Below are 13,574 nucleotides of genomic sequence, written 5' to 3'. Positions count from 1 at the left end.
AATATCTATTAATGGTTTCGGTCCAGATCAATTCCAAAATACTGTTTCAGAACGGTCGTCACTTCCTTGTCTTCAATGACGGTTTTATGCTTTTCATCTTGGCGTGTCGCAGTAAAGGTGTTTTCTGACAGTGTCAGCCTTCCGTCAGGTGTCGCCAAAGAGACAAGTGGCTGTTTTGTAAAAGGGGACCGGGGAGAAGTCTGGTTGAATTGGCAGACCTCTTCAAAGTCATTTAGTGTTCTCACACTCGTATCGAGACGATAGAGTGTCTCCCATCCGTCTTGCTTCCGATATTTCTGGAGATCAAAGCCGATATCCGCTAATTTCGACAGCCGGTAAGTGCCGCTGACGTCTTCCCTTTCCTCCCCTGATAATGGGAGCGGCACCCTGACTGAATCGCCGAAGCCGACATCGACAAGATAGGGCTTTTCCATTTCAATAATCAGACAGGCATGACTTCCCGACAGCGTCCAGCCGCCATCCGGCCGTTTGACCGTTGCAGATGCCAACCGGCTATTGAACCCTAAATTTAGAAGCAGCCAGTTAAATAATCCGTTCAGCTCATAGCAAAACCCGCCCCGATGATTTACGACAATCTTTCTGAAGTAAGTCTCCACATCAAGCGGAATCGGGACTTTTCGGATCACATCCAGATTTTCAAACGGGATATTCAGCATATGATGCTCCTGAAGCCGAAGGAGCGTCTCCATATTCACTCTGACCGGGCCACTCCAATTGATTCGCTGCAAGTACTGCTCTATTTCCATATCCAATCCCTCCAACCGATTACATTGTCGTGTCAGGCATATGAAACGTGTCAGCCTCTGTTCATGATACCGCGTTGTAATTCGATCATCTCTCCGGCCAGTTTACGGATTCTCTCTAAAATTCGTTTGTCCATAATTTCATCAGTTTCGAGGTCAAAGGAGTCATTCAGGATGAAGACATTGTCTGTGGGGATCAGACCCTTGAAATACGATAGGATCGACCCGAGATGATATTCCAGCACCAAGAAATGTTTCTCTGTCTGCCCTGTTGCGACCATACCTGTCACCTTGTTCCTAAATGCATGTTCCGGCAAATGATCGAAAAGATTTTTCAAGGCACCTGTAAGAGATGCCTGATAGATTGGCGTTCCAAACACCAGAAAGTCTGCAGATACTATTTTTTGAACGACATTCCAAGTGTCTTCATTGTAGGCCGCCAAGGGAAGCCCAGCTGCAAAATCAATTTCATAGTCCCTCAGGTCTATTAATTCCGTTTCTATACTTGGATCCAGACGACGGGCAGCTGCCAGAACGCTGCCTACAGCGGAAGATGTTTTCTCACCGGCAAGTGTCCCGGAAACACCGACTAGTTTCATGTATGCTTCTACCTCTTTCCATAGTGAATTCCCTGATTACTGTATTCCCGATTGAACCCCCTGCTCAATCTCAGACAGATTTACATCGTTGCAGGTTTGGCATTGAGCTGTCATCACGGGCACCACCAACTGGTCTCCAGTCCTGACCCCGAGCGGTTCTAAATCCTCGTTGGTAACGTTGACCGTTCATCCTTTCAAGCCGTTCATCTCCTATAGATTCACTTTACACCAAAAAAACATCAAGGGCAGTTCTGGTGACGGCAAAAAACAGCAGGAATGTGTCCTGCTGCTCTCTTCAGCTTTCGATAATATCAATGCTGTAATGATCGAACCATGTGTGGATCTGTGACAGATGTGAGATCAGTTGGGGTGCGGTCATCAGTTGGCCGAACCAAGGCGCCTTGAAAGAGGAACCGTCGGAGTCGAGGATCTCTTTGACTTTTTCCTTTGAAACAATCTCCCAAAGCGGTGAAGGTTTCTCAAGAATGCCCTGCAGCTTTTCCTTTACCAGCTTCATGTATGCAGGGTGGTGGGTTTTCGGATACGGGCTCTTTTTGCGATTGAGTATTTCATTAGGGAGAACCCCTTCCATCGCTTTTCTCAGAAGCCCCTTTTCACGGCCCTCCAACATTTTCATTTCCCATGGAATATTCCAGGCATATTCGACGAGTCGATGATCGGCAAACGGAACACGAACCTCCAGGCCGGCTCCCATGCTCATCCGGTCTTTCCGCTCCAGCAACGTCTGCATGAACCATGTCATGTTCAGGTAAAACATCTCTCTTCGCCTGGCTTCTATCAAATCCTCTCCATCAAGCCCCGGGACCTCGGCAATTGTCCGTTCATAGCATTCCTTTACATACTCCTGGAGTGAAAGTTTCTTCTGCCACCTCTCAAGCAGCAATCCTGCTCTTTCTTCCTGTGATGTCATCCACGGAAACCGGCTATCCTTTAGGAGATCAGACCTGTGAAACCACGGGTATCCCCCGAAAATCTCGTCCGCGCATTCCCCCGACAAGGCCACTACATGGTCCTGCCGGATCTGCTCACAGAACCATAGGAGAGAAGCGTCCACGTCGGCCATCCCGGGGAGATCACGAACTTGTACCGCCCTGTCCAGCCCATTGACCAGTGTCTGATGATCAATCACCTTGGCATGATGTGCCGTACCGATGTAGTCCGAGACTTTATCGATCCATGGCGCATCCTGATCCGGCTGGAAGGCACTTGATTTGAAATAGTGCCGATTCTGTTCATAGTCGATCGAATACGTGTTCAGCTGCCCTCTTCCCTCTTCTCTGAACCGTTCTGCAGCAACCGCAGTGATGATGCTGGAATCCAACCCTCCCGACAGGAAGGTACAGACCGGAACATCTGCGATGAGCTGCCGCCTGATTGAATCTTTCAAGAGGAATGAAACCTTTTCCAATGTTTCAGTCAGGTCTTCGTTATGCTTCCTGCTTTCCACATTCCAGTAACGCCATTTTCGGAGGCCGCTTCTGTCAAAAACCATGGCGTGCGCCGGCCGAAGCTCTTCGATTCCACGAAGGACACCGTTTCCCGGACTGCGTGAGGGACCCAATCCGAAAACCTCTCTTAACCCGTCTCTGTCGACTTCGGCTCTCATCTCCGGGTGCACCAAAATCGCTTTGATCTCTGAAGCAAACATCAGGGAATCGGGATCAGCATGATAGAATAGCGGCTTCACACCCAACCGGTCTCTCGCAAGGAAAAGCCGGTCCAGAGACTCATCCCATATTCCGAAGGCAAAAATTCCGTTCAGCCGCTCCAGGCAACGTTCTCCCCATTCGATATAGGCGGTCAGCAGCACTTCCGTATCGGAACGTGAGTGGAACGGATAACCCTTGCCGATCAGTTCTTTTCTGATTTCCTCTGTATTGTAAAGCTCTCCGTTGTAGACAATCCGATAGGTTCGGCCCTGTGACTCTTTGGTCATTGGCTGTGATCCTCCGGCAGGGTCGACGACGGTCAGACGTGTGTGGCCGAGGGCCAGATGCCGGGAACACCATATGTTCAACGCATCCGGCCCGCGTCTTGAAAGTGTGGTGGCCATTGACTGTATCACCGGCGCTTGCTGACTGAGATCCCGCTGCCAATCTGCCCAACCGGTTATTCCGCACATTCATGCTCACTCTTTCTATTAAGTTTTTCACAGGCTGCGGCGGCTTAATATTGAGTCAGATATTGTTCCCGCTCCCAAGGATGGATCTGAATACGGAACATATCCCATTCAATTTCCTTGGACTCCACAAAGTGTTCAAACAAGTGGTCCCCCAAGCCCTTGATGATCACTTCATCTTCTTTCAGCAATTCCAGGGCATGGGCCAGTGTGGACGGAAGGTCAATTATCCCGTTTTCGCTTCTCTCCTTCCGGGACATGTCGTAGATGTTTTGATCGATCGGCTCCGGCGCCTTTAGTTGATTTTTGACGCCATCCAGCCCGGCAGACAGGAGCACAGCCATTGCCAGATACGGATTTGCGGACGGGTCGACGCTCCGGACCTCAACACGGGTGCTTAACCCCCTTGATGCCGGAATACGGATGAGCGGGCTCCGGTTTCTGCATGACCATGCCACATAGCAAGGTGCCTCGTAGCCCGGAACGAGCCGCTTATAGGAATTCACTGTCGGATTCGTGATAGCTGTGAAACCTGGGGCATGCTTCAGGATTCCGGCGAGGAAGTGCCTGGCGGTATCGCTCATTTCCATTGGGCCGTCCGGGTCATAGAAAGCATTTGCTTCCCCTTTGAAGAGACTCAGGTTGCAGTGCATGCCGGAGCCATTGATGCCGAACAGCGGCTTTGGCATGAAAGTCGCCAGGAGTCCGTGTTTCCTGGCAATCGTTTTGACGACCAGTTTAAACGTCTGGATATCATCACAGGCCTTCAGGGCGGACTGATATTTAAAGTCGATCTCATGCTGGCCGGGTGCCACTTCATGGTGGGAAGCTTCCACCTCAAAGCCCATTTCTTCGAGTTCAAGTACGATATCACGCCGGCAGTTTTCCCCCAGGTCTGTCGGCGCCAGGTCGAAATAGCCTCCGCTGTCACTGAGTTCAAGCGTCGGATTCCCGTTTACGTCCAGCTTGAAGAGGAAAAATTCCGGTTCAGGACCCAGATTGAAATGGGTAAAACCCAGTTCTTCCATCTCTATCAGCACCCGCTTCAGGTTGGCACGCGGATCCCCTTCAAATGGCGTTCCGTCCGGATGGGCAATGTCGCAAATCAGACGGGCTACCTTTCCTTTTTCGGATGTCCACGGGAAGATGACGAACGTATCAAGGTCCGGGCACAGATACATGTCGGATTCTTCGATTCGTACAAACCCTTCAATAGAAGAGCCATCAAACATCATCTTGTTGTCCAGCGCTTTCGGGAGCTGGCTGACCGGGATCTCCACATTTTTGATCGTCCCGAACAGGTCAGTGAACTGCAGGCGGATAAACCGCACGTTCTCTTCTTTCACCAATTCCATCACTCGCTGTTTATCCATTTCCCCCAGCTCCTTTTCTATTTAGGTAAGTTCAGACAATGAGTTCCCCTGAGCAGATATAGACGGCTTCTCCCCTTTTCCTGACGTGCCCCTCCCCATCCCAGATGATTTCCAGATCTCCTCCCGGCAAATGAACGGTGATGGGTTGATGAAGATCAACCAGTCCATTGAGCGACGCTGCGACCACGGCCGCACAGGCGCCTGTGCCGCATGCCATCGTGATGCCGGATCCCCTTTCCCAGACCCGATACTCGATTTCCCGGGAACCCTTCACCTGGACCCAGCCGACATTCACCCGTTCCGGGAACAGGCTGGAATACTCAATGAGGGGGCCGAGCCGCTCCACTTCGACGGCTTGCACATCCTCGGTGAAAATGATTGCATGCGGATTTCCTATTGAAATACAGGTGATGCGCAGTGATTGATCGTCAAAGGTGTGGAGTTCATCGATGGTCCGGGTGTCCGGATCTCCCTGCATCGGAATCGACCCCTTCTGCAGCCCCGGCTTCCCCATGTCCACTGATACGAAGCTGAAATGGTCCTCACCTGTCCGGCCTTCTTCCATTTCCACACTGACAATCCCGCCCAGTGTCTCGATCGTGAAGTTCCTACGGCTGGCATATCCATGGTCGAAAACATATTTCGCCACGCAACGTAGGCCGTTGCCGCAGTTTTTCGCTTCCGAACCATCCTCATTGAAAATCCTCATCTTGAAATCTGCCTTCTGCGAGTTGCCGATCAGGATGATTCCGTCAGAACCGATTCCAAATTTGATTTCTGATACTTTCCTGGACAGTTCGGGATACCGATCTTCTTCCAGGACGTTGCCCGGATCATCCAGCTGGTTGAATATCACATAAGTGTTGCCAAGTCCGTGCATCTTCGTGAACTTCAATTCCTCACCTCCTCAAAAGAAGAACTTGCATGACCGGAGCCTGTTTCTGATTTCGTCAAGAACCATTTGCTCTTCGATCGGCCCTACTGCCTCAAAGGTCACTGAGAAGCGGACGTAAGAACCGGCATCATTCCAGGGGACAGTTGAAATCGAGTGCTCTTGAATCAGATAGTGGCTGAATGCTTCGGCATCTACAAATGCTGGACCGTTTTCGACTCCGGCAGGCACTTTTACATAGAGGAAGAAGGACCCTTTTGGTTTAATGGCGTCCAATCCGCTTTCACGCAATATGGATGATAGTTCGTCATGCCTTCTCGAGTACTTTTCAGCCGTTTCTATCGTGATTTCCGGATGGGCCAGTGCATAGGTGGCCGCTTTCTGGATCGGAATGAACTGGCCGGAATCACTGTTGTCTTTCACTGCCGCCAAGGCAGCGATCAGTATGGCATTTCCCGCGATAAACCCGATCCGCCAACCGGTCATATTGAACGACTTGGACAGTGAGTGCAATTCCACCCCAACTTCTTTTGCCCCGGGGACCGACAAGAAACTGAGCGGCTTGTTTCCGTCGAACACCAAGGCCGCATATGCGGCATCATGGACGACGATCAGTTCGTGTTCTTTGGCGAAACGAACGACCTCTTCAAAGAATTTAATGCCGGCCACCGCCCCGGTCGGGTTATTCGGGTAGTTCAGGTACAGCAGCTTCGCTTTTTCCAATGTCTCTTCGGGGATAGCCCGCAGATCCGGCAAGAATCCATTTTCCTCCTTCAGCGGCAGCTTGACGACTTCACCTCCCAGATACCGGGTATGGGTTGCAAGAACCGGATATCCGGGCGTCGTGACGATCGATACATCTCCGGGATTGATCAGCACCTGGGGCAGCATGGCCAGGGCAGATTTTGTCCCGATCACATGATTGATCTCCGTTTCGGGATCGAGGCCGGCCACTCCGAACACTTCTTGCATGTAAGCAGCTGCTGCCCGTCTGAATTCCGGTATCCCGTTGTCGGCATAAAACCGGTTTTCCGGCTTTCTGCTCTCGATCATCAGTTCCCTGAGCACACCGTCATCCGCCATGGCATCCGGCTCTCCGACACCCAGGTCGATCAATGCTTTGTCCGGACTTTTCTGAAGCGTTTCCCGCTTGGCCCGCTTGATCTTCTCGAACTTGTATACTTCATTGTCCATCCCGAAACGGGAACCCCCGATCCGTTCGGCAAACTGTTTCTGGATAAAGTCCAAATTATCATCCTCCTCCGCTCAAACTCCTGTGGCTCTCTGATTTAAAAGCCTATTTTTCATGAACCATTCATTGGTCTTATTTTATTGCTATGAAAAGTAAAAGTCGTTAGAGGTTTTGAATAAAGATTTGCACTTTTATAGCCCGGTTCAAAAAAATAAGCCGAATATCCCGATCAACATAAAAGACTGCGCGAAGCCCTTTTAGGACTCCACGCAGCCTTCAATCGTTATTCGCATGTCATCTGATTTCCGACGGGTTCTTGCCAGTGTACTGCTTGAATTGACGGCTGAAATAATGCAGGTCACTGTAACCGAGCGCATGTGCAGTTTCCGTTACGTTCATCCCGGTAAAGTGCAGAAGATGTTCGGCTCGTTTGATCCGGCAGTGGATCACATAGGACTTTACGGTGTGTCCAATCATCTGTTTAAATATTTTGGAGAAGTATCGTTCGGACAGAAGGGCCCTATCCGCCAGGCTCACTACAGTATGCCGCTCTGCCGGATGTCGCTGGATATAGTTGGCGATTTCATGGATGGTTTCCTCCAGCCTTCTGCTGGTGCTGTCCGCTTCCTTGGACATCGATCCGTGGTCTTCTCTCAGCAGATGGATCATGAGTTGTTTGAGGATCAGTTTCCCTTCAGTTTCGGCGCCATAGGTATCAAACAGAAACAGCCGGATATACCGGCTCAGCAACGACTCGAAGCTAATCGATTCAGCCAGCAATCTGTGCGGGCGCGGAGTCTCTCTTGGGACACTCTCCAGGTCGAAATGAATATAAGTAAGGACAAAAGGATTCTGGGGATTATGATGGGCCTCTATCTCATCACCGGGCCGGAACAAGAAACAATGCCCCTTCCCCACATCATAAGTCCGTTTGTTCAACACGACGGTTCCTTCTCCGTTCCATACGTAGAACAGATCATAATTCGGCATGGGATGATTCCTTCTCTTCCATCTCCAATCCGGCTCGCAATGGACCGTTGCGAGTGCCGGCTTCAGTACAAAGTCTTCCGGATTCATTTCAAGCATCCCGTCCCTCCCTTTTCCGAAAAGCTGATCAGACATATGGGGGATTGATAAAGAAAGGCTCCGGAATATATACCGGAGCCTTGAATCGTTTTTCTGAAAATCATTCTACAGTGACAGACTTCGCCAGATTGCGCGGCTTATCCACGTCACATCCGCGGTGAAGAGCCGCGTAGTAGCTGATCAGCTGGAGCGGGATGACCGAAACAAGTGGTGTCAGCATCGGGTGGACGGAAGGGATGACGATCCGGTCGCCTTCCTCTTCAATGCCTTCCATCGAAATGATGCACGACTTGGCCCCGCGGGCACCGACTTCTTTGACATTGCCCCGGATATTTGGGCTGACGGCTTCCTGAGTGGCCAGCGCAAACACAGGCGTACCTTCCTCGATGAGGGCGATGGTCCCGTGCTTTAATTCCCCGCCGGCGAATCCTTCCGCTTGGATATAAGAAATCTCTTTGAGCTTGAGCGCTCCTTCCAGGCTGACGTGATAATCAAGGCCACGTCCGATAAAGAATGCGTTCCGGCTCAGTTCAAGGAAGTCGAAGGAGAGGCCTTCCATTTCCTCTTTCCTGACAATCATTGTCTGGACGGCATTCGCGGCGATACCAAGCTCCCGGATCAGGTCGAATCCGATTTCTCTGCCTTTCGCTTCGGCAGCAAGGGCTGCAAGGATGGCGAGCACCGCAACCTGGGCGGTATAGGCTTTAGTCGAGGCCACAGCGATTTCAGGACCGGCATGAAGCAGGACCGTGTGATCCGCTTCGCGTGACAGGGTAGAGCCCGGCACATTCGTCACAGTCAGGGAAGGATGGCCAAGTTCCTTGATCTTGACGAGCACCTGGCGGCTGTCTGCCGTCTCACCCGATTGAGAGATAAAGACGAACAGCGGCCTTTCGGAAAGAAGCGGCATGTTGTAGCCGAATTCACTGGAGATATGAACTTCGGTCGGCACACCCGCCAGCTTTTCAAAGAATTCCTTCCCTACAAGACCCGCATGGTAGCTTGTTCCCGCAGCGATGACATAGATCCTGTCGGCACGATTGATAGCTTCAAGGGTTTCCCGCTCCAGGCTGAACTTCCCGTCTTCATCCTGATAGGCTTGGATGATCTTCCTTAATACAGCCGGCTGTTCATCGATTTCCTTCAGCATATAGTGCGGATAGGTGCCTTTCTCGATATCCGAAGCATCCAGCTCGGCTGTGTACGGATCACGGCTGACTGCTATTCCGGAAACAGTCCGAATCCGGACATCTTCCTTCGTAACAATCACCATTTCCCCGTCATGCAGCTCTACGAATTGGTCGGTGACCTGAAGCATCGCCATCGCATCGGAAGCGACCACATTAAATCCTTTTCCGAGGCCGACGAGAAGCGGCGACTTGTTTTTGGCAACGAAGATCGTATCCGGATCTTCTTCATCAAGCAGGGCGATGGCATACGAACCGTGAAGCATATCCAGCGTTTCGGCGAACGCCTCCTCCGTTGTCATTCCTTGAAAGACAAATTTGGCAATCAGCTGGACGATGATTTCCGTATCGGTATCCGAGACCAGCTGCACATCAGCAAGTTCCTCGCGGCGGAGCTTTTCATAGTTCTCAATAACTCCGTTGTGTACGAGCGTAAAGCGGCCGGAAACATCCTGATGCGGATGCGCATTTTTCACGTTTGGCACGCCATGCGTCGCCCATCGTGTGTGACCGATTCCGGTTTGGGCTTCAGTCGATTCATCCACAATGCTGCGCAGGTCTGCAATCCGCCCCTTTGATTTGAAGAGCGACACTCCTTCCTGGTTTACCACAGCAATTCCCGCCGAATCGTATCCGCGGTATTCCAACTTTTCCAGCCCTCTCAACAAGATTTCCTTGGCATCTGTTTCACCGATATAGCCTACAATTCCGCACATATTCAATTCCTCCGATTTCAGTCAATGTCAAATAAGCGTCCGGTTTTCCGTTTTTAAAACGGACAGTGGGCGCTGTTCATGCAAGTTGGGGTATTCCGCACGAGCAGGCAGTTCCTGCTCCCGTATGCGGCTATTGATGCCGGCTTTCCCTTCTGTGTCACACAATCGCTTGTGTGTTTTGCTGAAAAGCATGACAACCGGGCATCGCGGTCGGGAGGCATCCGCCGAATTGTCGATGAACCTCCACCTCGTCTGCTGGGGCTGTGTTCTAATTTCCCCAGCTCAGGCGCTTTTGATTGTTTTCCGATTTTGGCGTGACGCCGGCCCTCCTTCACCATTTTTCACTGCTTTTGTAATGTATTATATGGAAAGCGACATTGTCAATTACCTTTTACTTCAAAATCATAATTTTTATTGCAGATTCTGCGCTGTTTAGTACTAAATGCAAAGGGTTGTTGAAAACAAGATTTGGTCAGATAACACATTTACGAAACCTTTTGGAAGCTCGGCACGTTAATGGTAAGCAGATAAATCTGCAGATGGAGTTCAAAGACCTATACCACAAAAACGATATTCTGAATCCGAAATTGGCAGGAGGCCAGATGGAATGAACCTGGGCAATGAACGAAACGGCTTTGCAAAAAAAGCTGCACCAACCGGGAAAACAGTGACTGCATCCAGGCTTAAACTGCTTCTGGCGACACTCAGTTTAGCTCTTCTCATCGTGCCGACAAGCTATATACTGACCTTTGTCTTTTATGCATTCGGAACAAAATCAACCACATTGATGGATACGGCCAGCAAAGTGCTCTATCTCACCGAACCGAACACCGCTCTGGAAGAATTGGAATTTGACATGGATTTCTCCCTGTTCTCCATGGATCTGTCATTTGATCAGTATAAACAAGTCGGCAGCGAGCAATATCCGGTACGCCATTATGATCTTCATTTTGTCTTTGATGATCTTGTGGACATGGATGTGTCCTCGGATCTGGAAAGGACGCCGCCGAAGTACCCCACACAGACCAATCAGTGGCTCGTCCATCCGGCACAGGGGGTGCCGGAATTCAACAGTGAACAGGAGTGGCAGGTACTTGAAGGACTGCCTGACGAAACCGTTGTCGAAGCCTACGTATCATTCAATGATCTCTATAAGGTGACCGATATAAGAAAAGAGTTGCAGGGCACCGATGTTCTCTGGGCGGCGATCTACACCGGAACCGAAGATGAGATGCTTAGCACGGATGGTGATGTCGTTTCCCCGATCGGTTACCCGGTACAGCCTGACCAGACATACTGGTCACCTTTCCGGGATTCAATGTCACACGAAGAGACGTTCCTTCAGCTGCTTAAGGAAATTGAGCCGTATGAGGACCTTTCAGTTGAAGTTTCTTCCCATAAAAACCTGGAACTCAAGGAACGGATAGCTTTTATCGAGGAAAATGGCTTTGCTGCATATGGTGCGGTGATCTCCGGACCTAAGCAAGAGGTCGGGGCACTGAAAGATTTGGAGCTGATCCGGTATATGAAATTGGGTGAGGTGAAACTGTGGAATTGGACAGAGTAAAGCATATATCATTTCAGGTATTCGGATGGTTCAGTGTCATCATAGGAATCCTTGCATTAGCACTTCTGAACATCACCCTGTTATCCGGATATGATTCATCATTCACGAATCAGATGTCATTGTGGATTTCCGTGATCATTATTTCGGGACTCGTTTCACTGGTCGGCAAAAATAGCCGGCCGCTTGGCCTGTGGGGAATCGGAATTGCACTGTTCCTGATACTTTTCACAGGCGTAATCTTCTTCCTCGGATGGGCGATCGTCCCGTTCCCTTGATCCCATAAAATCAGAAAGACTGCAGGGCGGAGCGGAATCCGGCCTGCAGCCTTTGTCATCAATCAGTTTCTTGAAGTTGCGGCCTCTACCGGAGCAGTTCTTTGACGTGAAGCCCCCGCAGAAGAACTCCTTCCCTTTGGAAACGCCGATTCTCTAACCTTACCAATTATTTTTCACCATCGTCAACCGGGTTGACAAAAAGTTTTTTTGTGAGCAACGACAAAAAAATCGGCTGGAGCTACGGGCTTGAACCCCTCTTCAGCCGGTTATGTTTTAAATTCTTCTGATGACTGCCCTTACAGGACTTCCATCAGCATCTTGGATGGCAAGCGGCAATGCAATAAATTCATAATCGCCCGGTTCCACATCAGCGAGCATCAGATTCTCTACAATATGGATGCCGTTGTCGCCAAGTGAATGGTGGGTCGGCAGATTCTTGCTGTCTGTGCGGTCTACAGAAGGCACATCAATGCCGAGAAGGAAGATTCCTTTTTCCTTGAGATAAGGACCGATATCCGGCCGGAGTTCGATAAACGACTCCGGGAACACAAATGGATTGTTCGTTCCTGATGTTTTAAGGAGTAATCGCTCCACGCCATCCAGGTTGTAGCCTTCCAGTTCGCTTCGTCCGAGTGAGGGGTGAATTGTCACATCGATGATTTTCGCCTTGCCGATGTAAGTGTTCACGTCCAGTTCATGAAGTCTCTTTCCATTCTCATCAAAATGGAATGGTGCGTCAGCATGAGTACCCATATGGAGGCTCGTGCGGATTTCCCCGATGTTGACCGATCCGCTCTGCTCTTTCGTGACACCGAGCTCAAAGCGGAATGGCGTGTCTCCCGGCCAGTGCGCCATGCCGTTCGTAAGGGGCTGGGTAATATCAATCCAACGTCTTTTTTCCATCCTATCCCCCTCCTTCTAGAGTGTGGTCCTCAGATCCCACAATTCCGGGAAGAACCGGTGGTCCAGCACTTGCCTCAAGTAGCCGACACCTGAAGATCCGCCCGTGCCTTTCTTGAACCCGATGATACGCTCCACTGTTTTCATATGGCGGAAACGCCACTGCTGGAGCCAGTCTTCTACATCAACCATTTTCTCCGCCAGCTGGTACAAATCCCAGTAACGGCCGACATCCCGATATACCTCTTCCCAGGCATCCGCCACTGTGGGATCTCCGGCATAGACGACCGTATAGTCCCGGCCGATCAGTTCGGGATTAATCGGGAAACCTGCCCTCGCCAGCGCTCCGATCGCCGCATCGTAGAGGCCCGGCGCCCGGTAGGCTTCCTGAAGCTCCTGATGCACGGCAGGAGCTTTTTCATAGATTTTTAGTATGGCCTCCGACTTGTAGCCGAGCGCAAACTCGATCAGCCGGTATTGGTACGACTGAAAACCGGAGGCCCTGCCGAGGCTGTCCCGGAATTCCAGGTATTCCGCCGGGGTCATCGTCGACAGCACATCCCAGGCCTGGATGATCTGGGACTGAATTTTTGATACCCTAGCCAGCTTTTTGAATGCGGGCTGCATATCGTCTTTTCCGATGTCTTCAATGGCGGACAGGAGCTCATGCAGAATCAGTTTCATCCAGAGCTCGCTCACCTGATGGATGATGATGAACAGCATTTCGTCATGATGTCCGGACAGCCGGTTTTGTGAAGAAAGCACTTTGTCGAGTGACAGGTACTCTCCGTAGGTCATCGAGTCCCTGAAATCCGTATGGATGTCTTTTTCCTGTTCGAGCGCTTTTTTCAGATCGGAAATTTTCTTGGGCATTGCCCGCCCC

The 13,574-nt window shown here is 50.6% G+C and carries 12 protein-coding genes; 2 read left to right on the top strand and 10 right to left on the bottom strand.

Annotated features, from left to right (window positions below; genetic code table 11):
- Window positions 1-8: 8 nt before the first annotated feature.
- The 8 genes from DZC51_RS15980 to glmS all read right to left on the bottom strand — a co-directional run bounded on the left by DZC51_RS15980 (window position 9) and on the right by glmS (window position 9,949).
- Window positions 9-767: an arylamine N-acetyltransferase family protein gene (locus DZC51_RS15980; RefSeq protein ID WP_157297475.1), complete on the bottom strand. Its 759-nt coding sequence runs from the start codon at window positions 765-767 to the stop codon at window positions 9-11.
- Between the two features lie 50 nt (window positions 768-817).
- The gene (locus tag DZC51_RS15975; protein ID WP_157297474.1) at window positions 818-1,363 is read right to left on the bottom strand and encodes an NADPH-dependent FMN reductase; all 546 of its coding nucleotides are present in this window, start codon (window positions 1,361-1,363) and stop codon (window positions 818-820) included.
- A gap of 295 nt (window positions 1,364-1,658) precedes the next feature.
- Window positions 1,659-3,506, bottom strand: a complete 1,848-nt coding sequence (gene asnB / locus DZC51_RS15970; protein WP_157297473.1) for an asparagine synthase (glutamine-hydrolyzing) — start codon at window positions 3,504-3,506, stop codon at window positions 1,659-1,661.
- Window positions 3,507-3,550: 44 nt separating this feature from the next.
- A complete protein-coding gene (gene glnA, locus DZC51_RS15965) occupies window positions 3,551-4,876 on the bottom strand; it encodes a type I glutamate--ammonia ligase (RefSeq protein ID WP_370513704.1) in 1,326 nt (441 codons plus the stop codon).
- 31 nt (window positions 4,877-4,907) lie between these two features.
- Window positions 4,908-5,771 carry a diaminopimelate epimerase gene (dapF, locus tag DZC51_RS15960; RefSeq protein WP_157297472.1) on the bottom strand — a complete coding sequence of 288 codons (864 nt, stop codon included), beginning with the start codon at window positions 5,769-5,771 and terminating at the stop codon, window positions 4,908-4,910.
- Between the two features lie 12 nt (window positions 5,772-5,783).
- Window positions 5,784-7,016 (bottom strand): LL-diaminopimelate aminotransferase, encoded by a 1,233-nt coding sequence (locus DZC51_RS15955; protein WP_157297471.1) that lies wholly within the window; start codon window positions 7,014-7,016, stop codon window positions 5,784-5,786.
- A gap of 238 nt (window positions 7,017-7,254) precedes the next feature.
- Complete coding sequence (locus DZC51_RS15950; RefSeq protein WP_157297470.1) at window positions 7,255-8,046, bottom strand: helix-turn-helix domain-containing protein; 792 nt, start codon at window positions 8,044-8,046, stop codon at window positions 7,255-7,257.
- 100 nt (window positions 8,047-8,146) lie between these two features.
- Window positions 8,147-9,949 (bottom strand): glutamine--fructose-6-phosphate transaminase (isomerizing), encoded by a 1,803-nt coding sequence (gene glmS / locus DZC51_RS15945; RefSeq protein ID WP_157297469.1) that lies wholly within the window; start codon window positions 9,947-9,949, stop codon window positions 8,147-8,149.
- A 607-nt stretch (window positions 9,950-10,556) separates the two neighbouring features.
- Here glmS and DZC51_RS15940 point away from each other — a divergent pair.
- Both DZC51_RS15940 and DZC51_RS15935 read left to right on the top strand, forming a co-directional pair.
- Window positions 10,557-11,516, top strand: a complete 960-nt coding sequence (locus DZC51_RS15940) for an anti sigma factor C-terminal domain-containing protein (RefSeq protein WP_157297468.1) — start codon at window positions 10,557-10,559, stop codon at window positions 11,514-11,516.
- Window positions 11,504-11,791, top strand: coding sequence for a hypothetical protein (locus DZC51_RS15935; RefSeq protein WP_157297467.1), 288 nt, complete (start codon window positions 11,504-11,506; stop codon window positions 11,789-11,791). Before DZC51_RS15940 ends, DZC51_RS15935 begins: the two co-directional genes overlap by 13 nt.
- 273 nt (window positions 11,792-12,064) lie before the next feature.
- On the opposite strand, the gene kynB is transcribed toward DZC51_RS15935, so the two are convergent.
- Both kynB and kynA read right to left on the bottom strand, forming a co-directional pair.
- Complete coding sequence (gene kynB / locus DZC51_RS15930; protein ID WP_157297466.1) at window positions 12,065-12,694, bottom strand: arylformamidase; 630 nt, start codon at window positions 12,692-12,694, stop codon at window positions 12,065-12,067.
- Window positions 12,695-12,709: 15 nt separating this feature from the next.
- Window positions 12,710-13,564, bottom strand: a complete 855-nt coding sequence (gene kynA / locus DZC51_RS15925) for a tryptophan 2,3-dioxygenase (protein ID WP_157297465.1) — start codon at window positions 13,562-13,564, stop codon at window positions 12,710-12,712.
- Between the last annotated feature and the right edge of the window lie 10 nt (window positions 13,565-13,574).

Origin of the sequence: Bhargavaea sp. CC-171006, assembly GCF_009761675.1 — a bacterium.
GTDB classification, from domain to species: domain Bacteria; phylum Bacillota; class Bacilli; order Bacillales_A; family Planococcaceae; genus Bhargavaea; species Bhargavaea changchunensis.
This window is presented reverse-complemented; position numbering and strand designations above follow the sequence as displayed.

Coding starts and splice junctions, on each gene's coding strand:
- DZC51_RS15980 (WP_157297475.1), bottom strand. CDS start 767: ATGGAAATAGAGCAGTACTTGCAGCGAATCAATTGGAGTGGCCCGGTC.
- DZC51_RS15975 (WP_157297474.1), bottom strand. CDS start 1,363: ATGAAACTAGTCGGTGTTTCCGGGACACTTGCCGGTGAGAAAACATCT.
- asnB (WP_157297473.1), bottom strand. CDS start 3,506: ATGTGCGGAATAACCGGTTGGGCAGATTGGCAGCGGGATCTCAGTCAG.
- glnA (WP_370513704.1), bottom strand. CDS start 4,876: ATGGATAAACAGCGAGTGATGGAATTGGTGAAAGAAGAGAACGTGCGG.
- DZC51_RS15950 (WP_157297470.1), bottom strand. CDS start 8,046: ATGCTTGAAATGAATCCGGAAGACTTTGTACTGAAGCCGGCACTCGCA.
- glmS (WP_157297469.1), bottom strand. CDS start 9,949: ATGTGCGGAATTGTAGGCTATATCGGTGAAACAGATGCCAAGGAAATC.
- DZC51_RS15940 (WP_157297468.1), top strand. CDS start 10,557: ATGAACCTGGGCAATGAACGAAACGGCTTTGCAAAAAAAGCTGCACCA.
- kynB (WP_157297466.1), bottom strand. CDS start 12,694: ATGGAAAAAAGACGTTGGATTGATATTACCCAGCCCCTTACGAACGGC.
- kynA (WP_157297465.1), bottom strand. CDS start 13,564: ATGCCCAAGAAAATTTCCGATCTGAAAAAAGCGCTCGAACAGGAAAAA.